This window comes from Desulfosporosinus sp. SYSU MS00001, assembly GCF_049943955.1.
GTDB lineage: Bacteria > Bacillota > Desulfitobacteriia > Desulfitobacteriales > Desulfitobacteriaceae > Desulfosporosinus.
This window is the reverse complement of record NZ_JBNFTW010000004.1, coordinates 70,650-91,030: the sequence shown is the minus strand read 5'-3', so window position 1 is coordinate 91,030 and position 20,381 is coordinate 70,650. Positions and strand designations below refer to the sequence as shown.

Annotated in this window: 18 protein-coding genes, 5 tRNA genes and 1 other RNA gene; 18 read left to right on the top strand and 6 right to left on the bottom strand. The window is 38.3% G+C overall.

Annotated elements, in window-relative coordinates:
• The 6 genes from mnmE to rpmH all read right to left on the bottom strand — a co-directional run bounded on the left by mnmE (position 1) and on the right by rpmH (position 3,891).
• A complete protein-coding gene (gene mnmE / locus ACPUYX_RS09110) occupies positions 1-1,359 on the bottom strand; it encodes a tRNA uridine-5-carboxymethylaminomethyl(34) synthesis GTPase MnmE (protein ID WP_426379368.1) in 1,359 nt (452 codons plus the stop codon).
• 265 nt (positions 1,360-1,624) lie between these two features.
• Complete coding sequence (gene jag, locus ACPUYX_RS09105; RefSeq protein WP_426379367.1) at positions 1,625-2,251, bottom strand: RNA-binding cell elongation regulator Jag/EloR; 627 nt, start codon at positions 2,249-2,251, stop codon at positions 1,625-1,627.
• 31 nt (positions 2,252-2,282) lie between these two features.
• Complete coding sequence (locus ACPUYX_RS09100; RefSeq protein WP_426379366.1) at positions 2,283-2,957, bottom strand: YidC/Oxa1 family membrane protein insertase; 675 nt, start codon at positions 2,955-2,957, stop codon at positions 2,283-2,285.
• 11 nt (positions 2,958-2,968) lie between these two features.
• Entirely contained in the window at positions 2,969-3,178 is a 210-nt protein-coding gene (gene yidD / locus ACPUYX_RS09095) for a membrane protein insertion efficiency factor YidD (protein ID WP_426379365.1), read from the bottom strand.
• 7 nt (positions 3,179-3,185) lie between these two features.
• The gene (gene rnpA / locus ACPUYX_RS09090) at positions 3,186-3,524 is read right to left on the bottom strand and encodes a ribonuclease P protein component (protein WP_088226347.1); all 339 of its coding nucleotides are present in this window, start codon (positions 3,522-3,524) and stop codon (positions 3,186-3,188) included.
• A 232-nt stretch (positions 3,525-3,756) separates the two neighbouring features.
• Entirely contained in the window at positions 3,757-3,891 is a 135-nt protein-coding gene (gene rpmH, locus ACPUYX_RS09085; RefSeq protein ID WP_007777819.1) for a 50S ribosomal protein L34, read from the bottom strand.
• A gap of 357 nt (positions 3,892-4,248) precedes the next feature.
• On the opposite strand from rpmH, the gene dnaA reads away from it, so the two are divergent.
• The 18 genes from dnaA (at position 4,249) to dnaX (ending at position 20,362) form a co-directional block, all read left to right on the top strand.
• The gene (gene dnaA / locus ACPUYX_RS09080) at positions 4,249-5,610 is read left to right on the top strand and encodes a chromosomal replication initiator protein DnaA (protein ID WP_426379364.1); all 1,362 of its coding nucleotides are present in this window, start codon (positions 4,249-4,251) and stop codon (positions 5,608-5,610) included.
• A 251-nt stretch (positions 5,611-5,861) separates the two neighbouring features.
• The gene (gene dnaN, locus ACPUYX_RS09075) at positions 5,862-6,965 is read left to right on the top strand and encodes a DNA polymerase III subunit beta (RefSeq protein WP_426379363.1); all 1,104 of its coding nucleotides are present in this window, start codon (positions 5,862-5,864) and stop codon (positions 6,963-6,965) included.
• A 7-nt stretch (positions 6,966-6,972) separates the two neighbouring features.
• Complete coding sequence (gene recF / locus ACPUYX_RS09070; protein WP_426379362.1) at positions 6,973-8,070, top strand: DNA replication/repair protein RecF; 1,098 nt, start codon at positions 6,973-6,975, stop codon at positions 8,068-8,070.
• Positions 8,071-8,322 (top strand): extracellular matrix regulator RemB, encoded by a 252-nt coding sequence (remB, locus tag ACPUYX_RS09065; RefSeq protein WP_426379361.1) that lies wholly within the window; start codon positions 8,071-8,073, stop codon positions 8,320-8,322.
• A 151-nt stretch (positions 8,323-8,473) separates the two neighbouring features.
• The gene (gene gyrB, locus ACPUYX_RS09060; RefSeq protein ID WP_426379360.1) at positions 8,474-10,408 is read left to right on the top strand and encodes a DNA topoisomerase (ATP-hydrolyzing) subunit B; all 1,935 of its coding nucleotides are present in this window, start codon (positions 8,474-8,476) and stop codon (positions 10,406-10,408) included.
• 14 nt (positions 10,409-10,422) lie between these two features.
• Positions 10,423-12,891 (top strand): DNA gyrase subunit A, encoded by a 2,469-nt coding sequence (gene gyrA / locus ACPUYX_RS09055; protein WP_426379359.1) that lies wholly within the window; start codon positions 10,423-10,425, stop codon positions 12,889-12,891.
• A gap of 111 nt (positions 12,892-13,002) precedes the next feature.
• Positions 13,003-13,887, top strand: coding sequence for a pyridoxal 5'-phosphate synthase lyase subunit PdxS (pdxS, locus tag ACPUYX_RS09050; protein WP_088226340.1), 885 nt, complete (start codon positions 13,003-13,005; stop codon positions 13,885-13,887).
• 2 nt (positions 13,888-13,889) lie between these two features.
• Positions 13,890-14,477, top strand: coding sequence for a pyridoxal 5'-phosphate synthase glutaminase subunit PdxT (gene pdxT, locus ACPUYX_RS09045; RefSeq protein ID WP_426379358.1), 588 nt, complete (start codon positions 13,890-13,892; stop codon positions 14,475-14,477).
• 28 nt (positions 14,478-14,505) lie between these two features.
• On the top strand, positions 14,506-15,771 hold the full coding sequence (gene serS, locus ACPUYX_RS09040; RefSeq protein ID WP_426379357.1) for a serine--tRNA ligase: 1,266 nt from the start codon (positions 14,506-14,508) through the stop codon (positions 15,769-15,771).
• Positions 15,772-15,880: 109 nt separating this feature from the next.
• A tRNA-Ser gene (locus tag ACPUYX_RS09035) sits at positions 15,881-15,970 on the top strand.
• A 78-nt stretch (positions 15,971-16,048) separates the two neighbouring features.
• Positions 16,049-16,125: transfer RNA gene (locus ACPUYX_RS09030), tRNA-Arg, on the top strand.
• A gap of 117 nt (positions 16,126-16,242) precedes the next feature.
• A tRNA-Arg gene (locus tag ACPUYX_RS09025) sits at positions 16,243-16,320 on the top strand.
• 13 nt (positions 16,321-16,333) lie between these two features.
• The gene (gene tadA / locus ACPUYX_RS09020) at positions 16,334-16,780 is read left to right on the top strand and encodes a tRNA adenosine(34) deaminase TadA (protein WP_426379356.1); all 447 of its coding nucleotides are present in this window, start codon (positions 16,334-16,336) and stop codon (positions 16,778-16,780) included.
• A gap of 103 nt (positions 16,781-16,883) precedes the next feature.
• Positions 16,884-16,974 (top strand) — tRNA-Ser (locus ACPUYX_RS09015).
• A 268-nt stretch (positions 16,975-17,242) separates the two neighbouring features.
• A complete protein-coding gene (spoIIR, locus tag ACPUYX_RS09010) occupies positions 17,243-17,977 on the top strand; it encodes a stage II sporulation protein R (RefSeq protein WP_426379355.1) in 735 nt (244 codons plus the stop codon).
• Between the two features lie 151 nt (positions 17,978-18,128).
• Positions 18,129-18,220 (top strand) — tRNA-Ser (locus ACPUYX_RS09005).
• A 60-nt stretch (positions 18,221-18,280) separates the two neighbouring features.
• Positions 18,281-18,546: signal recognition particle sRNA large type (gene ffs / locus ACPUYX_RS09000), an RNA gene on the top strand.
• Between the two features lie 145 nt (positions 18,547-18,691).
• Positions 18,692-20,362, top strand: a complete 1,671-nt coding sequence (gene dnaX / locus ACPUYX_RS08995) for a DNA polymerase III subunit gamma/tau (RefSeq protein ID WP_426379354.1) — start codon at positions 18,692-18,694, stop codon at positions 20,360-20,362.
• The last annotated feature ends 19 nt before the right edge of the window (positions 20,363-20,381 follow it).

Below are 20,381 nucleotides of genomic sequence, written 5' to 3'. Positions count from 1 at the left end.
CTACTTTCCAATACAAAATCGTGAAAAAATATCATCAAGCAAAGATTCTTGAACATTATGTCCAGTCAGCTCAGAAATGTATTGAAGTGCTTGACGTATATCAATTGAAAGGATATCCCATGGCATAAATGAATTCAAGCTATTCTTAGCCTGTTGGAGAGCAGCATAACTATGTTCTAAAGAGGAGATTTGACGAGTATTGGAGAGCAGAGGGTCTGACGAATTAATTATCTCCCCTTGGTAAACCCTTCTTTTTATCTCATTCTCTAGATCAGCAAAACCTTTGTGAAGAAGCACCGAAAAAGGAATCCAATAATCAATATTAGGGATATCAATTTTGTCGTTTTGCAATAAATCAATTTTATTAACTAGAGTAATAATTTTATCGGAATAAGTCTCAAGAATATATAATTCATCCTCTGATAGTTGAACATTAGCTTCAATGACTAAAATAATGAGATCGGCACTTTTTAAGGCATTCCATGTTCTTTCGATTCCCAGACGTTCTACAATATCTTTACTTTCCCAAATCCCAGCAGTGTCTACAAGTTGTAAAAGGATTCCCCCCACGCTGACATATTCCCTAATCTCATCTCGAGTTGTACCTGGAATATCAGTTACTATAGCGCGATCTTCTTTTAATAAAGCATTTAATAAACTTGATTTGCCAACATTGGGTCGTCCTACGATAACTGTAAGAAGTCCTTCGCGTAAAATTTTTCCGGTCTTACTACCTTCTAGTAAATCCCTCGTTACTGACAGAGCTTCTTCCAATCGGTTCGCTAATGCTTTTCGATCCAGGGTTTCAACATCATCCTCTGGAAAATCAATACCTGCTTCAATAAAAGCTAAAATCTCCAATATTTTTTCTCGAAGATCAATAATTATTTTTGTTAATCCCCCGCTAAGTTGTGTTAAAGCCAAATTAGCAGAAGTCTCGGTCTTGGATGTAATTAAATCAATAATCGCCTCTGCCTGTACTAAATCCAATTTACCATTTAGAAAAGCTCTTTTGGAAAACTCACCTGGTTCAGCATGATGGGCCCCATGACGAAGACAAGTACGGACAATTCTCTGCGCAACAAAAGGTCCGCCATGACAATTAATCTCATAAACATCTTCTCCCGTAAAAGAGTTAGGAGCAGCCATTCTGCCAATCAGAACCTCATCAAGAATACGATCCTCATCTTTAAAAACACCAAGAGTAAGTGTGAAATTATCGTGACGTAACCAACGTTCCCTTGATCTGGGAATAAAACATTCATCAATAATTCGCCTTGCCTCCGGACCACTTAACCTAACAATATGGATACTTGCTTCTCCCATTGCGGTAGCCAGAGCAACAATTGTATCTTCCACCTAATCATCTCCAAAGCAAATGTATAATTAACTCTTAACGAATAATACCTGCCAGGTTTGTTTCTCACTCCCTGACTTCGGAAACACTTGTTCAGCATAACCAGGGTCTGCCTAGTTGTATTTATATAATGATCTAATTCTATCAATTTAATAAGTTTCGTAATCTAATGAAAAAAGAGGGGTTACTTTCCCCCTCAACTCAACTAATATCTTGTTTCATATTTCATTAAGTTTTAGGTAGCTAAAAAGAAATTCCTTTTTAACTTTAACTTCTTTTTAGAGCAATCACAACACGTCGATTAGGATCATCACCTTCACTAAACGTAGAGATCCTACTGTCATCTTGTAAAGAAGTATGAATAATTCTGCGTTCATGAGGATTCATAGGCTCTAAAACAATTCTAACACCAGTTCTTTTTACTTTATCGGATAAGCGTTTAGCTAATCGAATAAGAGTTTCTTCACGACGAGACCGATATCCTTCTACATCAACAATAATGCGAACACGATCAGATAATTTTTTAGAAACGGCTAAATTCGTTAAATATTGCAGAGCGTCAAGGGTATCCCCTCGACGTCCAATTAAAATTCCCAGTTCTGGCCCGGTAATATTAACATGCCAGTTTTCTGAATCCTTAGTTACTTGAGTTTCAGCCTTGACGCCCATAGCTTTACAGATAGTTTGAATAAATACAGTTGCCAGAAGTCCCGGATCATCTTCATATGTAACTCTAACTTTTGCAAATTTTGTACCGAAAAGACCAAATAATCCTTTTTTCGTAGGTTCCTCAAGAATTTCAACCTGAACATATTTTCTGTCGACAGCTAATTCTTGAACCCCAGCGGCGATCGCTTCTTCAACCGTTTTGGCGGTTTTCTCTACAACTCTCATGAACGATCCCTCCTCACGTCTTCCCCGTTATCTATGCAATGCTTTTCTTTTGATTTGTCAATTTACGATTAATATAAAGCTGCTGCAGAATTGAAACACAATTCATCGTAACCCAATATAAAGCTAAACCTGACGGCACCGTAGCACTGATATAGGCAAAAAATATAGGCATTACGTACAACATTGTTTTTTGGGTCGGATCTGATGATGCATTCGGATTCGTGACCTTCGTTTGTAAATACGTCGTAGCAGCGGCAAAAAGAGGTAAAATAATATGATAACTTAAACTAAAACCATAAATTTTTGTTAAATCAAATCCAAGAAACCAATGTGCTGCGTTAGCAGAAGCTCCATACGGAAAATTCCGCAGAGTACTATACAACCCCCAAAAAATCGGCAATTGAATAACAATAGGTAAACAACCACCCATAGGATTTACTTTGTTCTCTTTATACAGCTCCATTATTTCTGCATTAGCTTTTTCTTTATCATTCTTATGTTTGACCTGAATAGCTTTAATCTTAGGCTGTAAATCTACGGTTTTACGCATCGAAGCCATTTGTTTATAAGTAAGAGGATAAATAATGGTTTTAATCAAAATTGTTAATAAGATAATGGCTACACCATAATTAGGAAGACCCAAGGCAGAAGACAAATTATAAAATATATTTAATAAATAGGTCATCCATTGCACAATAATACTCACAAAAGCCCTCCTTAAACTGGATCATGCCCTCCCGGATGAAACGGATGGCATTTCAATATTCTCACAAGTGATTTATAACTACCTCGAAATAAGCCATACTTTTGCAGCGCTTGAATCGCGTATTCAGAACAGGACGGATAAAAACGACATGTTTGTCCTTTCAGAGGAGAAATAAATTTTTGGTAGATCCGCAAGAGCAGAATTAATAACTTTCTCATCATTAACGACTCATTTCGTGATTAAAGCTTTAGCTTTATTCAACATCATCAATATTGAAGTTTCGACTTCCGGGAAGTAAACTCCTCTGATCCTAGGCCTCGCAATAAAAATAATTTGAACATCCGGCTTAATTTCAGATATATGTAATCGAACAACTTCCCGAAGTAATCTCTTTGCACGATTTCTTTGCACAGAATTACCTATTTTTTTTGAAGCAATAAAACCAAACCGTTGTTGTTTGCCTTTTAAAATATAGATAGCGGCATATTTCTCAGAAAAATTATTGCCATTATCAAAAATTGCTTTAAAGCCTGATTTTTTGCGTAGTCGAAATTCTTTTTTAAGCATAAACCCTCCAGGCTTAAATAAGAGACAATTCTATCATATTTTAACTCCATAAGCTAAAAATTAAACCCTTTTTGCTTAGCGGAGCAAATAAATTTATCAAATCGTAAGACTCCCTCTTCTACAACTGGGAGTACCCCCGATGTTCAACCTTTGCTGAACGAGTTCACTTAGATTTGAGCGAAAGCCGTGACTTATTACTAGATATACTAAAAAAGGCCACATAATTGCGGCCTTAGACTGATAACTTTTTACGACCTTTTAATCGACGGCGTTTTATAACATTTCGCCCAGTTGGCGTACTCATACGACTTAAAAAACCGTGAACTCGCTTGTGGCGGCGATTCTTCGGTTGGTATGTTCTTTTCAATTTAAAGACACCTCCTTTATAAAACGAAGAAGCTTTCTAAGCAACAGACTTACTTACAGATTATACTCTAACAATTTTTATTCTGTCAAGCAACCATGCTGGAATGGATGTGGATAATATAGGAATCGAAAAGGTTATCCACTTGTGAATAATTTATAAAAACACGAAATCTTCCTGTTGATAACCCTCGAAAAACTTGATATTATAATTTCACACCATCATACACGTCCAGCAAATCATAGTTTATATTATCCACAGTTCGAATTTTGACCAAGTTATCCACAAATGTGTATAAGTTTGTGTATAACTTTTTTATTGTCGTAATTACTAATTTCTTAAAATAAGGGAGGTCCATTCATGCCACCACTACCAATCACACCTCATTTATTGTGGCAGGAAACACTCGAAAAACTGAAAAATGAACTTACCAGACCAAGCTTTGAAACATGGTTAAGTTCAACTCAGCTAATTGAGATTGATGGGGATACATTGGTAATCAGTGTTCCCAATGATTTTGCTAAAGATTGGTTAGAAAGTCGGTATGCATCTTTAATAAGGTCCTCCGTACAATCAATTTTAGGCCACTCGGTTAGCCTCAGATTTGTTATCCCTTCACCAGAAGATTCCTTAAAAAGAGACCCGGTTTTGGAAGCCCCTATATTAGAAAGTACTCCAAAACCAAATGAACAATTGCCAAATTGCCTTAACGCTAAATATACCTTTGATACATTCGTTATTGGCAATAGTAATCGCTTTGCCCACGCTGCATCACTTGCTGTTGCCGAATCTCCTGCTAAATCTTACAATCCTTTGTTTATTTACGGCGGCGTAGGTTTAGGAAAAACACATCTTATGCATGCCATTGGGCATCATATATTGCAGCGTTCCCCAAATACGAGAGTGCTTTATGTTTCCAGCGAAAAATTTACCAATGAACTCATTGATTCGATTCGCGATGAAAATGCCATTGAATTCCGTAATCATTATCGAAATGTTGACATTCTCCTTATTGATGATATTCAATTTTTAGCGGGAAAAGAACGAACTCAAGAGGAGTTTTTCCACACGTTTAATGCCTTACATGAAGCCAACAAGCAGATAATTATCTCATCAGACCGTCCCCCTAAAGAAATTCCTACCTTAGAGGATCGTTTGCGCTCTAGATTTGAATGGGGCTTGATCACAGATATTCAGGCACCGGACTTAGAAACCAGAATTGCAATTCTGAGAAAAAAAGCTAAAGTTGAAAACTTGCAAGTTTCGAATGAAGTGATGGTTTATATTGCTGATAAAATACATACCAATATTCGAGAACTTGAAGGTGCTTTAATTCGAGTTATTGCTTTTGCGTCGTTAGGCTCATTGCCAATTACAGCCGAAGTTGCCATGGAAGCATTAAAAGATATTTTACCTTCTAATTCATCAAAACCAATAACTATTGACATTATCCAAAAAGCAGTTGCCGATTATTATCACCTTTCACCAAACGATTTTAAAGCCAAAAAACGAACGCGTGCTGTAGCATTTCCAAGGCAAATCGCTATGTACTTATCACGTCAATTAACAGATTCTTCATTGCCGAAAATCGGAGATGAATTTGGAGGGCGAGACCATACTACAGTTATGCATGCCCATGAAAAGATCTCTCAGGCAATTCAAGATGATCCAATTTTAGAAAAGAAAATTAATGAATTGATACAACGTATTCAAAATGACTAAATTAACGGTTTTAAATTGTTGATAACCTGTTTATAGTATCTTAATAACCTCAAGCAAAATTGACGAATGTGGACATGTGGACAAACAGTCTCTCTTGTCCACCAATTTTTCAACACTCTAAACTTAAGTAAATCCAACGTCTTAAGTAAGTTATCCACACATAGACAAGGAATACTACTATAACTACTAATTATTATCTTATTATTAATAAGCGTCATTTAGAACCGGGAAATAACATGGGAGGATTCAAGATGAAAATCTTCTGTTCAAAGGATTCATTAATTTCTGGAGTAAATGCGGTACAACGTGCAGTATCTGTCAAAAATACACTACCCGTTCTTTCAGGTATCCAAATAAGCGCTGAAAAACAAAGTTTACGTTTTGCTGCAACTGATCTTGAATTAGGAATACGATGTGAAATACCTGCTCAGATAGAAGAGGAAGGGACAATAGTCGTTCCAGCCAGATTGTTTGCAGAAGTTGTGCGAAAACTACCAGATACCATGATAACTATTAAAGAAGAAAATCTAGCGATTACTATTTATTACTACCAATCTGAAATAACCTTAAGAGGTTACGATCCAGAAGAATATCCTTTACTACCTGATTTAATTGACCCAATGTCTTATACTATTCCTACATCTATTTTTAAAAATATGATAAGGCAGACTATATTTTCTTGTGCGGCAGAAGAAAACAGGCCTGTTTTTAATGGAACACTGATGCAAATAGAAGGATCAAATCTTCGACTAGTGGCAACCGATACCCATCGCTTAGCCTATAGTATTTCAGAAGTAGATAATCCTGAAGATGCAAGTTTTAATGGGATCATACCGGCTAAAACATTAGCAGAAATATATCGTTTATTAAAAGATGAAGATGAATCGATCCAAATTAGCTTTAATAAGACACAAGTTGTTTTCCAGTTTGGTCTGATATATTTAGTATCAAGATTAATTGACGGAATGTTTCCGAATTATAAGCAAGTCATTCCCCAAACTTGTGAAACAAAAATTAATTTGTCAGTAAAGAATTTTTTAGAAGCGGTAGAAAGAGCGTCATTATTATCACATGATAAAACAGGAGCAAATATTATTAGAATTAAAGTCGAAAGTACACAATTAAAAATTGATCAAACAACGGAATTAGGAAAAATCTCTGAACAAATTGAGGTAACTACTCAAGGAAATGATGTAATGATTGCTTTTAATGCTAAATTTTTAATAGATGCCTTAAAAGTTATTGATACAGATCAAATAATTTTTGAACTTTCCGGGCCTTATAGTCCAGGGGTTATGCGTCCTTTAGATAATCCAAATTACCTTTATCTTGTTTTGCCTGTCAGAATATCATAAATGGCCTATGAATATTATTAAGTTTCATTTACAAAATTTCCGCAACTATGACAATGAGTCTGTGACATTTGTTCCCGGAATTAATACATTGATTGGAAATAATGGACAAGGGAAAACTAATATTATCGAAGGAATATACTATCTCTTAACCGGCAAGTCATATAGAGTAAAAAGAGAACATGAGCTTTTAAAGTGGGATAAAACTGATTTTCATCTTTATGGTGATTTTATTGTAAATCACCATAAAATATTCTTAGAGAGCCACTACCAAAACAGTAAAAAGAGAGTAAAAGTCAATCAGGTTTCCTGTCAACGTTTATCAGATTTTGTAGGTACCATAAATGTGGTTTTTTTTTCACCCGATGATCTCATTATGGTTAAGGGCGGGCCATCCGAACGCCGGCGATTTTTAGATTTGCATATTGCTCAGATACGACCTGGTTATGTAAGCTTGTTAAATGCTTATAACAAAGTAATTCAACAAAAGAATGCCCTTCTTAAAACGCATAATAATGATAAATCTCTAAAGAATTCTCAATTACGGCTTTGGAATACACAAATTGTTGAACTTGGTACAAAAATTATTCTTCGGCGCGATGAATTAACGAAGCAAATACAAAAAGTTGCTGACCAGATCTACATGAATCTTACCTCACAAAAAGAAAAACTTGATATTAGTTATTATGCTTTAGGGAAAAGGGATATTCAGGATGCTCTGTTAGATTTTCCTGATTTATTAAATCAGAAAATGGATCAAGAAATTGAACGCCAGATGGTTCTTATCGGTCCTCACCGTGATGATTTACAGATACTTTTAGATGATAAACCTGCGCGTCTTTATGCTTCACAGGGGCAACAGCGATCTTTGGTTTTAAGTTTGAAACTCAGTGAATTAGAGCTAATACGTCAAGAAAAAGGGGAGTATCCTCTTCTTTTATTAGATGATGTATTGTCTGAACTTGATAGTTTTAGGAGAAACTATCTAATAGAGTTTATTGAATCCTCACATATTCAAACGATAATCACCATGACAAGTGCTGAGAGTCAACTTGAAGCTGGGGCATTATTCCAAGTTGATAAGGGGCATATAAGGAGGGAACGATAAATGTATTTGCATCTTGGCGGTGATATGTTAATAAAAAAAGATAAAGTTGTGGCAATCATAGATCTTGAAATAGCTTCTGAGGGTAAAGGAAATAACAGGTTTCTATCCAATATAAAAGACAATAATAAAATTATTTATATTTCTGAACCAGGTAAAGAAAAATCACTTATTATTACAACGGAAAATTATTTTCTATCTCCAATTTCATCAACAACCTTATTTAAAAGATCGTTATTTGCTATAGATGAATAATAATTGTGAAATTTATACAATCTAACTAATTAGCCGCTAAATGACATCCTAAAAAAGACGTTTAGTGGCAATTATTCGTAGTCAAAATTGAAACAAAGTTATATTTAGTGTACAATAATAATTTGAAGGTATTATTTGGGAGGAAACAGCTTTGCAAGATAATACAGATATTAATATTCCGGATCCAAGTGATAATTATAATGCAGGGCAAATTGAAGTTCTGGAAGGACTTGAAGCTGTACGTAAGCGCCCTGGAATGTATATCGGATCAACAAGCAGCCGGGGCCTTCATCATCTTGTTTACGAGATCGTTGACAATAGTATTGATGAGGCATTAGCTGGTGTCTGTGACCTAATTGATGTTATTATTCGTAAGGATAATAGCATTACAGTTATTGATAATGGACGAGGTATTCCTGTTGATATTCACCCTAAAATGGGTAAACCTACTGTCGAAGTTTGTTTAACGGTGTTACACGCCGGAGGAAAGTTTGGCGGCAGTGAAAGTGCCTACAAAGTATCCGGTGGTTTACATGGAGTCGGTCTAAGTGTTGTCAATGCTCTTTCAAAATGGTTAATTGTGGAGGTTTTTAAAGGCGGGCATGTTTATCACCAGGAATATGCTCAAGGTAAGCCAACTACAGAACTTCTGGATCTGGGTGTAACAGATAAGACTGGTACACAAATATCGTTCATGCCCGACCCGGAAATTTTTGAAGACACAGTTTATGACTATGATGTTTTGGCTCATAGGCTGAGAGAATTATCGTTTTTGAACAAAAGTGTAAAAATAAATTTAACGGATGAACGAACGGATAGTCAAGAAACTTTCTTTCATACAGGAGGTATTCAAGATTTTGTCATGTATCTTAACAAGACAAAAGATTGTTTACATCCCCAACCCATCTTTATTGAAACCAGTAAAGATGGAGTTCAAGTAGAAGTTTCCATGCAGTATAATGATAGTTATACCGAAAATCTATATTCTTATGCTAATAATATTAATACTCAAGAAGGCGGAACACATGAAGCAGGCTTTAAATCGGCGCTTACTCGGGTAGTTAATGATTATGCCCGAAAAAATAGTATTTTAAAATCTTCCGATTCCAATCTTTCCGGGGATGATATTCGGGAAGGTTTGACGGCAGTTATTTCTGTTAAAGTACCTGACCCTCAGTTTGAAGGGCAGACAAAGACAAAACTTGGCAACAGCGAAATTCGTGGAATTGTGGATTCTGCGACAGGCGAGGGTTTAAGTGTTTTTCTGGAGGAAAATCCAGCCTTGGCCAAGAAATTTATTGAAAAATCACTTCAAGCCGCCCGGGCACGGGATGCAGCCCGGAAAGCGCGAGAGCTAACCCGCCGCAAAAGTGCTCTTGAGGGAACGTCTTTGCCTGGTAAATTAGCGGATTGCTCTTGGAAAGAACCTGATCTATGTGAAATGTATCTCGTTGAGGGAGATAGTGCAGGAGGTTCGGCTAAACAAGGGCGAGACCGGCGTTTTCAAGCTATTTTGCCTTTGCGTGGGAAAATCTTAAATGTTGAAAAAGCAAGGTTGGATAAAATATTAGCAAATGCCGAAATTCGAGCTATGATTACGGCGATGGGGACCGGTATATCGGATGATTTTGATATTAGCAAAGCACGTTATAACAAGCTGATTATTATGACAGATGCTGATGTTGATGGCGCTCATATTCGTACCCTTTTATTAACGTTTTTTTATCGCTATATGAAACCATTAATTGAAAATCACTATGTATATATCGCGCAGCCTCCTCTTTTTAAAGTCAAAAAGGGGAGAGAGATACAATATGCTTATTCCGATGATGAACTTAACAAAATCTTGGAGATCATAGGCCGGGATAAAGTTGAGATTCAACGATATAAAGGTTTAGGAGAGATGAATCCTGAACAGTTATGGGAAACCACGATGGATCCAGCAAAACGTACAATTTTACAGGTGACCATCGAAGATGCTATCAGATCTGAAGATATGTTCTCAATCTTAATGGGCGATAAAGTGGAACCGCGCCGAGATTTTATTCATCGGCACGCTAAAGATGTACGTAATTTGGATACTTAAAGGAGTGCTCGTTCATGTCGGATGAAATCCAAGGGGGAAAAGTTCTTCCTGTTGAAATTGCAGATGAAATGAAAAAGTCCTTTATCGACTATTCTATGAGTGTTATTGTCAGCCGGGCTTTGCCGGATGTACGGGACGGACTTAAACCGGTTCATCGCCGAATTTTATATACACTTCATGAATTAGGCATGACCCCAACTAAACCATACAGCAAATCTGCACGGCTTGTCGGGGATTGTATGGCTAAATTTCATCCTCATGGAGATAGTTCAATCTATGATGCCGTCGTTCGCATGGCTCAAGATTTTGCCAGTCGTTATCCCTTAATTGACGGCCATGGTAACTTTGGATCTATTGATGGGGATTCTGCGGCTGCTATGCGTTATACAGAACTTCGTATGGCTAAAATGGCTACGTATATGCTGGCAGATATTGATAAAGATACCATTGACTTTACACCAAACTATGATGAAAAGCAGGACGAACCTACAGTCTTACCAGCTAAATTTCCCAACCTTTTAGTTAACGGTTCTTCGGGAATTGCTGTAGGTATGGCTACTAATATCCCTCCTCATAATTTAAGCGAAGTTATTGATGCTACGGTTGCCTTGTTGGATAATCCTGATCTGACTTGTACAGATTTAATGAATTATGTCAAAGGTCCTGATTTTCCGACCGGTGGAATAATTATGGGGCATGAAGGAATTAAGGCTGCCTATTCAACAGGAAAAGGGTCAATTAAAATTAGGGCTAAAGCTGATATTGAGGATATGGAAAAATCAGGTAAGACGAGAATTGTTGTTACTGAAATTCCCTTTTTAGTGAATAAGGCAAGACTTATTGAAAAAATTGCTGAACTTGTGCGGGATAAACGACTCGATGGTATTACCGATCTGCGGGATGAGTCCGATCGTACAGGGATGCATATTGTCATTGAGCTTAGACGGGACGTTAATCCTCAAATTATATTGAATCAGCTTTATAAACATACTCAAATGGAAGAAACGTTTGGGGTTAATTTGCTGGCACTTGTTAATAATCAGCCGAGAGTTCTGACCCTTAAAGATATGATTCACTACTTTATTGAACATCAAAAGGATGTTATTGTGCGAAGAACTCGGTTTGAACTTAATAAAGCTGAAGCTGAGGCACATATTGTTGAAGGTTTGAGAATCGCCCTTGATCATATTGATGAAGTCATAGAAACAATTCGTTCTTCTGCTGATGAGGCAGAGGCTCGAATAAATCTGTCGAGTCGTTTTGGTTTAAGTGAGAAACAAGCCCAAGCAATTGTTGATATGCGTCTGAAACGTTTAACAGGTTTAGAACGTGACAAATTAGAAAGTCAGTATCATGAACTTATGACAACGATAGCCTATCTTAAGTCAGTTCTTGCTTCACCTAGTATGGTTATTGAAATTATTAAAAATGAAATCAAGGAAATTCAGCAAAAGTATGGCGATCCACGAAGAACTTCTATAACCGTTGATGTCAGCAGGATGGATATTGAGGACCTTATCGCTGAAGAGGAAGTTGTAGTAACAGTTACCCACTACGGCTATATAAAACGTTTGCCATTAAACACCTATAAGAGTCAAAATCGTGGTGGAAAAGGTGTTCATGGAATGGCTACCAAAGAAGAAGATTTTGTCGAACATCTTTTTATTACTTCAACTCATCATTATATTCTCTTTTTCACGTCACAAGGTAAAGTTTATCGTCTGAAAGCTCATGAAATTCCAGAAGCCAGTCGCACAGGAAAAGGAACGGCTATTATTAATCTTTTAAGTTTAAGCCCAAATGAAATGATTACGGCTGTGATGGCCATTAAAGATTATAGTCCGGATTATTTCTTAATTACCGCCACGAAAAAGGGTATTATGAAAAAAACAGCTCTGCAAGAATACGATTCGTCGCGGCGTGAAGGTTTAATAGCGTTAACCCTTGATGAGGGTGACGAATTAATAGGAGTAAAATTAACCCAAGGTTTAGATGATATTTTGCTGGCAACACGTCAAGGAATTGCGATTCGCTTCCCGGAAGATGAAGTAAGATATATGGGCCGCACTGCACGAGGCGTGAAGGGAATAAAACTTGAAGATAATGATGAAGTTGTGGGAATGGAAGTTATCGGAGATGAAGGCGAACTTCTGACTATGAGCGAAAATGGCTTTGCTAAACGTACAGATCTTAAGGAATTTAGGGTTCAAGGCCGGGGCGGCAAAGGGATTATTGTTATGAAGTTAAATTCTAAAACAGGTTTGCTCATTGGTGTAAAAGTCGTTAAAGCAGAAGATGAATTAATGGTAATTACAAATAATGGAATTATGCTGCGTCTCCAAGTTTCAGGTATTTCCAATCAAGGACGAACCGCCCACGGGGTTTTGGCTATGAGAACTGGTGATGACAGTAAAGTTGTTGCTATGGCTAAGATTGTCATGAGAGAGGAAGACGGCTCTGAGGAGACAGAATCTGAGGATTAAATTGACAAAATTAACGCAAGGTGTTACCATGTCTGGAATCAGAAGTCAGGGTTTAGAAGCCAGTTAAGAGATAATACTGATACTAACATAAATTTTAGGAGGAATTATCAGATGGCAGAATTCGGATCATTAAAAGTTAAGACTGGGCTAGCAGAAATGTTAAAAGGCGGCGTCATCATGGATGTGACGACACCTGAACAGGCTATTATTGCTGAAGAAGCAGGAGCATGTGCCGTTATGGCTTTAGAACGTGTTCCTTCCGATATTCGTGCAGAAGGTGGGGTTGCGCGTATGGCAGATCCCACTATTATTCAAAGTATTATGGAAGTTGTTTCTATTCCGGTGATGGCCAAAGCAAGAATTGGTCATTTCGTGGAAGCTCAAATCCTAGAATCCTTGGGCGTTGATTATATTGATGAATCAGAAGTTCTGACTCCTGCCGACGACGCCTTTCACATTAATAAACATGACTTTAAAGTTCCTTTTGTTTGTGGATGTCGAAATCTTGGCGAAGCATTGCGCAGAATTGGCGAAGGTGCAGCTATGATTCGCACCAAGGGTGAACCAGGAACGGGAAACGTTGTTGAAGCTGTACGACATATGAGAACTGTCATGAGTGATATGCGTGCCTTATCGGTTATGCCTAAAGAGGAGCTTATGACGGCAGCTAAAACTATGGGAGCACCTTATGAGCTGGTACTTTACGTAGCAGAACATGGAAAACTTCCTGTAGTTAACTTTGCGGCCGGCGGAATAGCAACTCCTGCAGATGCAGCTCTCATGATGCAGCTTGGAGTAGATGGAATTTTCGTTGGATCCGGAATTTTTAAATCAGATAATCCTAAGGCAAGAGCCAAAGCTATTGTTATGGCAACAACTCACTATAATGATGCAAAGATTTTAGCTGAAGTGTCTAAGGACCTTGGACAACCTATGACAGGTATTGAAATTTCAACTCTGACGGATGCTCAGCGTATGCAAGATCGGGGTTGGTAAACATGAAAAAACGTGTCGGCGTTTTAGCCTTACAAGGAGCATTTCGCGAGCACCGGCAGGTTTTGAAGCAATTAGACTGCGATGTTGTTGAAGTGCGTAAAACAAGTGACCTTGAGGGAATCCATGGCTTGATTATTCCCGGTGGTGAAAGTACAGCAATAGGTAAACAATTGCAGATTAATGATCTCGGTGAAAAAATAAAAGAGCTGGGCGCAAAAGACTTGCCAATCTTTGGGACTTGTGCCGGTATGATTTTGCTCAGTAAAACAATTATAGACAGTGATCAGTATCGATTAAATTTAATGGATACAACAGTAGAACGTAATGCCTTTGGCAGGCAAATAGCAAGTTTTGAAACAGATCTTCAGGTGCCTGCTATGGGCACTCATCCTTTGCGCGCTGTCTTTATTAGAGCACCTTATCTTCGGGAAGTTGCTCCTAATGTAGGTATTTTAGCTGAGTTTGAGGGAAAGATTGTCTTTGCCCGACAAGGAAATTTATTGGCCAGTGCCTTTCATCCTGAGCTTACCCCGGATCATAGGGTCCATCAATACTTTTTGGGTATGATTGATGAACATTGGGTAAAGTAAAAGCGTTCATGGTATGGGAGGATTTAGTATGTTAGATCTGAAGTTTGTTCGCAGCAACCCTGATTTGGTAAAAGAAGCTTTACAAAAACGTCATGTTTCTATTAGCTTAGATCATTTTTTAGAACAAGAAGAAGAAAGGCGTCGCCTTCTTTTTGAAATTGAAACCTTAAAAGCTCGACGAAATGCCGTATCCGAAGAGGTTGGACGTCTTAAGAAAAAGGGAGAAGACGCGGAAGCACTTGTTTTGGAAATGCGTGAAGTTGGCCAAACTGTTAAAAGCTTAGAACAAAAATCTTCGGAAATTGTTCAAGAGATGGAAAAAGTCCTTTATGAAATTCCGAACATACCCCATCCTTCGGTGCCGGTAGGCACAGATGAGAGTGCGAATATCGAAGTTCGCAGTTGGGGAACTCCGCGGTCCTTTGATTTTGAGCCAAAGGCACATTACGAGCTTGGGGAAAACTTAGACATTTTCGATTTTACACGGGCCGGAAAAGTAACTGGGGCACGTTTTACCTTTTATAAAGGTTTAGGTGCCAGGCTGGAACGCTCTCTCATCTCTTTTATGCTTGATAAGCATACAGCAAAGGGGTATACAGAGATTTTACCGCCTTATATGGTAAGTCGTACTTCGATGTTTGGAACTGGTCAACTCCCGAAATTTGAAGATGATGCCTTTAAAGTCATGGGCACCGATTATTTTTTGATTCCAACTGCTGAAGTACCTGTTACGAATCTCTATCGAGATGAAATTTTAGATGGCAACAGTCTGCCTATTCGACATTGTGCTTACAGTGCATGTTTTCGCTCAGAAGCAGGATCAGCAGGCCGTGATACTCGGGGCTTGATTCGTCAGCATCAATTTAATAAGGTTGAGCTTGTTAAATTTTCACTTCCGGAGAATTCTTACCAAGAGCTGGAGTTATTAACGAACGATGCCGAAAGTATTCTTCAGGAATTAGAACTTCCCTATCGGGTAATGACGTTATCGACCGGGGATCTCGGATTTTCTTCCGCTAAAACTTATGATTTAGAAGTTTGGCTGCCGAGCTTTAATACATACCGTGAAATTTCTTCATGCAGTAATTTTGAAGATTTTCAAGCACGTCGGGCAAACATCCGTTTCCGCAGAGGACCAAAGGAAAAACCCGAATTTGTCCATACCCTAAATGGCAGTGGTTTAGCAATCGGGCGAACAGTCGCTGCTATTATGGAAAATTGTCAGGATTCAAAGGGCAGAATTCATATTCCAAAAGCCTTGCAACCCTATATGGGTGTAGAATATATTGGTTAAGGTTGAGTGAAAATTAGCAGGTATATGGTAAATAGTTTAAAAATTTACAGAAATTTTTAGTTGCCATTCATCCTTAATTATGATATTCTATATGTTGTTCGTCTTACATGGAGGGGTGTCCGAGCGGTTTAAGGAGCCGGTCTTGAAAACCGGTGACTTCGTGAGGGGTCCGTGGGTTCGAATCCCACCCCCTCCGCCAGAATGAATGTCGATGTTCGAAGCTCGATGTTCAAGTGAGTGAATAGCGTAGGTCTTTTAAGATTTAAGTCTTTTCTTTGCGCTCGTAGTTCAGCTGGATAGAGCGTCTGACTTCGAATCAGGATGTCGGGGGTTCGAATCCCTCCGAGCGCACCATTATTGATAGTTTTAGTGCGATAATCGATATACGAATATCGCACATTTGTTCACTGAATAATTCAGGACATTGTCTAATTGACAATTGCTTTAGATTCAGTGATAAATAAAAACTGAGGCCTCGTAGCTCAGTGGATAGAGCGGGGGTTTCCTAAACCCTGTCTTGCGGAGGTTCGACTCCTCCCGGGGTCACCACTTTGAGGTATTTATGCGCCACCAAGATTGGATGCGTTTAGCACTTTTACAAGCACAATTGGCTTTTGAACGAGGTGAAGTACCAATTGGTGCTGTAATCGTTCAAAATGATACTGTTATAGCAGAAGCACACAACGAAAAAGAACTTCGACATGATCCTACAGCCCATGCTGAGATTTTAGCAATTCAACGTGCCGCTGAAACGTTAGGATCTTGGAGATTAAGTGATGCATCGTTGTATGTAACCTTAGAGCCATGTCCCATGTGTGCAGGCGCTATACTTCAGGCACGTCTGAAAAGACTTGTTTATGGATCGATGGACTTAAAAGGTGGGGCTGTTGGTTCAGTAATCAATGTGCTTGATTTTACCTTATGGAATCATAAAGTAGATATATACGCTGGAATTTTAGAAGAAGAATGTACAGATATATTAAAGCAGTTTTTTAAATCTCTAAGGTGACGATAAATTTTAAAAAATGGTTAACCTCTAAGCATCTGTGAAATATTATGATGATTGTATAGTTTGATGTGAGTTCATAGTTGTCTTAGCAGTTATATTATACGGAGGAGTATCGAAGTGGTCATAACGAGAGCGACTCGAAATCGTTTGACGGTGTAAGCCGTCCGTGGGTTCGAATCCCACCTCCTCCGCCATACTTATAAAAAATAAGAGCCTTTCTAAAAAGGGCTCTTTTATTTTGCAATGATTTGTTTAAAATTTCACATTCTGGGCAAAGTATAAGAAATAGAGACAAATACGTACTGTGTCCAGAAAGAGGTTTTGACAAGAATGGATCATATAATAAAAAAATCTGAAAAAAATATAGTTGATCTAATAAATAGCTTCCAGGGTCTCCAATCAAGGCTCCAAACCAGAAGAATCAAATGGAGAGAAATAATTGGAATATCAATGGTGGTCTGTATGTTTGGAATTTTAGGTTATGGACCTCTTAGTGCTATGCTTTGGAAGGAAAACGTTTATATACCCACAAAAATATCTGAAAATGTCATATATGATGAAGGAAAATTGGCGCAAACTCCTGATCAATTGATACGATTTCATGTCCTTGCCAACTCAGATAGCGAGCAAGACCAAGCATTGAAAAGAGCTGTAAGAGATGCAATCTTAAAAGAAGTTTCCCCTAAACTGGCATCTTCGAGATCTTTGCAGGAATCTCGGCAAATTCTTGCAGGACTTCGTCCGGAAATGGAGGAAATTGGACGCGCTGTAGTTAAAGCTTGGGGTAAGAATTACAGTGTTCACACGGAGTTCGGTCATTTCAGCTTTCCAACGAAATCATATGGTACTTTGATCTTGCCGGCAGGAGATTATGAAGCATTACGAGTCGTCATCGGAGTAGGCAAAGGATCTAACTGGTGGTGTGTTCTTTTTCCTCCGCTGTGTTTTATCGATATTGAGCATTCGACAGCGGTCCAAGTGGATGGAAAACCAGGGATACCAATAAATGATAAGGCTCCTCTCTATTCAGAAAAACAACAAGCAGTAAATCAACAAACTGAACAAGTTAATGACAAGGGAAACGTCAATTCAGCAAATAAATCGGTGAATAATAAAATTGAGAGTTCTGCTCCTTCAAATTCACTTAAAGTAAAATTTTATTTTTGGGAACTCGTAAAAAAGCTAATAAGGATTTAAAACGCACTTATCAGAAACGGCAAGAGTTACTTTGCGATGTTACAAAAATTTACAGAACTTTATCCTTGACTCCCTTGTCAGTATAAGCTATAATTCTCTTTGTTCACTAAAATTTTTGCAAATTAATATGTTTGTAAGAGTTGGAGAGCACGGAGAGGTGGCTGAGTGGTCGAAGGCGCCCGCCTGGAAAGCGGGTACACTGGGTAACTGGTGTCGAGGGTTCAAATCCCTCTCTCTCCGCCATATTGGAAAGGGAGCCAAAGTATTCGACTTCGGCTTTTTATTTTGCTATAATTGATTTAGCCGTACTAGACGGGGAGGTAGCGGTTCCTTGTAACTTGCAGTCCGCTCTAGCAAGGTGGAATTCCTGCGAAAGGTCCTCATCTGTGAAGCTGTCTTTGGTAGATGGTGATGAGATTTTGGTCTTACGCAACAGAACACTCCGAACCGTGTCAGGTCTTGACGGAAGCAGCACTAAGGAGGACGTTTTGTGTGCCGTAAGGTTGCCTGAATCGAACCGTTCGACCAAGGTAACGTTCGGAGGTGAAGGATCGATCAAAGGTGTACGGCTATTATTTAAGATAAAGGTGGTATTGGTACCATCTTTTTTGTACTATCAGAAAAGTGAGAAGACAGACTCTTCGAGCAGCAGCTAGGTTTTTCTTTATACTTAATACTTACTTTTCAAAACGCTCGAATTATGAGGGTGAATTTATGGCTTATTTGGCATTGTACCGTGAATGGAGACCAAAAACTTTTCAAAGTATTGTGGGTCAGGAACATGTTACACAGACATTGATAAATGCCCTTAAGCAAAATAAAATAGCTCATGCGTACTTATTTAGCGGGCCGAGAGGTACAGGTAAGACAACAGCTGCCAAAATTTTGGCCAAGGCTTTAAATTGTGAACAGCGAAATGGGGTTGAACCTTGTAATCAATGTTCTTCATGTACTAGTATTGATCATGGTTCTGCAATTGAAGTGTTTGAGATCGATGCCGCGTCTAATCGAGGAATTGATGAGATTCGAGATTTACGAGAAAACATCAAGCTAAGCTCGATACAAGGCAAATTTAAAGTTTATATTATTGATGAAGTGCATATGCTGACAACAGAGGCTTTTAACGCTCTGCTTAAAACTTTGGAAGAGCCACCCTCACAGGTCGTTTTTATTTTAGCTACAACAGAGGTTCAGAAAATACCTCTCACAATTCTTTCTCGTGTTCAACGTTTTGAGTTTCACCGTATTTCAATTGAGGATATAACAAGACGATTAACTGTTGTTTGTGAATCATTAGGGCGTCAGGTTCAGCAGAGTGCTTTATTGGTGATTGCCCAAAAATCTGAAGGCGGTCTCCGCGATGCCTTAAGTATTTTAGATCAATGTCTGCTTCAAGATGATCCCATTGGTGTTAAGGAAGTCTATCAGGTTTTAGGAATGGTAGGTGAGACCTTTAGTTCGGAATTAGTTGATGGGTTAATTGCCCTCGATTATGGAAAGAGTTTAGAAACTCTGACGGGGGGAATACAGCAAGGTCGAGATCCAAGACAAATTATTCGGGAGCTTTTAGAGTATCTTCGGCAGATGCTCTTGAACTTAACTACAGGCGGAACTCCACTAGTTGCTCCCGAAATTCAAGAGCGGTTAGTTGAACAAGGTAAAAAAATTCCAATATCCCGTTTATTACATTGGATTTCGCTTTTAATGCAGGGCGAAGGACAGTTGAAATATGCATCTAATGCTCGCTTAGCAGCCGAACTTTTAATAGTTCAGACAATTCATGAAGGGCAACATGTTATTAATGATCAGGATGAGATTATTAAACGCTTGACATCGCTTGAACTTCAACTGCAAAATCTTTTGTCGGGTAAGGATCTCCCTAGGAAAAGTACATTAAAAATTCCGGTCTCAGTAGGGTCTGATGAGCAAGAAAATAATAAATCTCAGACAAAAACTGCTCTGGAAATTGAGCCAGCTGCCACTGCTGAAAAGAAATCCACAACAAAAACGGAATCTTTAGCAATAGAGATTGTTCAAGAACGCTGGAATGAGATTTTAGATCAGGTTAAACGCCGAAAGAAATCTACTCAAGCTTTTTTGTTAGAAGGAAAACCGGTTTATCTTGAAGGAAACATGTTGACCATTGCTTTTCGTCAAGGGTGTTCCTTTCACAAAGATAAGGTTAATCAGCAAGAAAATCGCCAGACAATTGAAGAGGCTTTGCAGCAACTATTTGGAATAACTATTACTTTAAACAACGTTATGGAAAACGAATTTCAAAAGAAAGACCGTTCAGAGCTGCAGAATAAAGAACTTGAAGAACAAGCTCTTATCGATAAAGCAAAGGATATGTTCGGCGAAGATCTTGTAACCGTTCGAGATTAAATATCAAATATTGATGATA

Excerpts from the sequence above, each read along its gene's own strand:
- jag (WP_426379367.1), bottom strand. The coding sequence starts at position 2,251 with ATGAGAGTTGTAGAGAAAACCGCCAAAACGGTTGAAGAAGCGATCGCC.
- yidD (WP_426379365.1), bottom strand. The coding sequence starts at position 3,178 with ATGATGAGAAAGTTATTAATTCTGCTCTTGCGGATCTACCAAAAATTT.
- rnpA (WP_088226347.1), bottom strand. The coding sequence starts at position 3,524 with ATGCTTAAAAAAGAATTTCGACTACGCAAAAAATCAGGCTTTAAAGCA.
- dnaA (WP_426379364.1), top strand. The coding sequence starts at position 4,249 with ATGCCACCACTACCAATCACACCTCATTTATTGTGGCAGGAAACACTC.
- dnaN (WP_426379363.1), top strand. The coding sequence starts at position 5,862 with ATGAAAATCTTCTGTTCAAAGGATTCATTAATTTCTGGAGTAAATGCG.
- recF (WP_426379362.1), top strand. The coding sequence starts at position 6,973 with ATGAATATTATTAAGTTTCATTTACAAAATTTCCGCAACTATGACAAT.
- remB (WP_426379361.1), top strand. The coding sequence starts at position 8,071 with ATGTATTTGCATCTTGGCGGTGATATGTTAATAAAAAAAGATAAAGTT.
- gyrA (WP_426379359.1), top strand. The coding sequence starts at position 10,423 with ATGTCGGATGAAATCCAAGGGGGAAAAGTTCTTCCTGTTGAAATTGCA.
- pdxS (WP_088226340.1), top strand. The coding sequence starts at position 13,003 with ATGGCAGAATTCGGATCATTAAAAGTTAAGACTGGGCTAGCAGAAATG.
- pdxT (WP_426379358.1), top strand. The coding sequence starts at position 13,890 with ATGAAAAAACGTGTCGGCGTTTTAGCCTTACAAGGAGCATTTCGCGAG.
- serS (WP_426379357.1), top strand. The coding sequence starts at position 14,506 with ATGTTAGATCTGAAGTTTGTTCGCAGCAACCCTGATTTGGTAAAAGAA.
- tadA (WP_426379356.1), top strand. The coding sequence starts at position 16,334 with ATGCGCCACCAAGATTGGATGCGTTTAGCACTTTTACAAGCACAATTG.
- spoIIR (WP_426379355.1), top strand. The coding sequence starts at position 17,243 with ATGTTTGGAATTTTAGGTTATGGACCTCTTAGTGCTATGCTTTGGAAG.
- dnaX (WP_426379354.1), top strand. The coding sequence starts at position 18,692 with ATGGCTTATTTGGCATTGTACCGTGAATGGAGACCAAAAACTTTTCAA.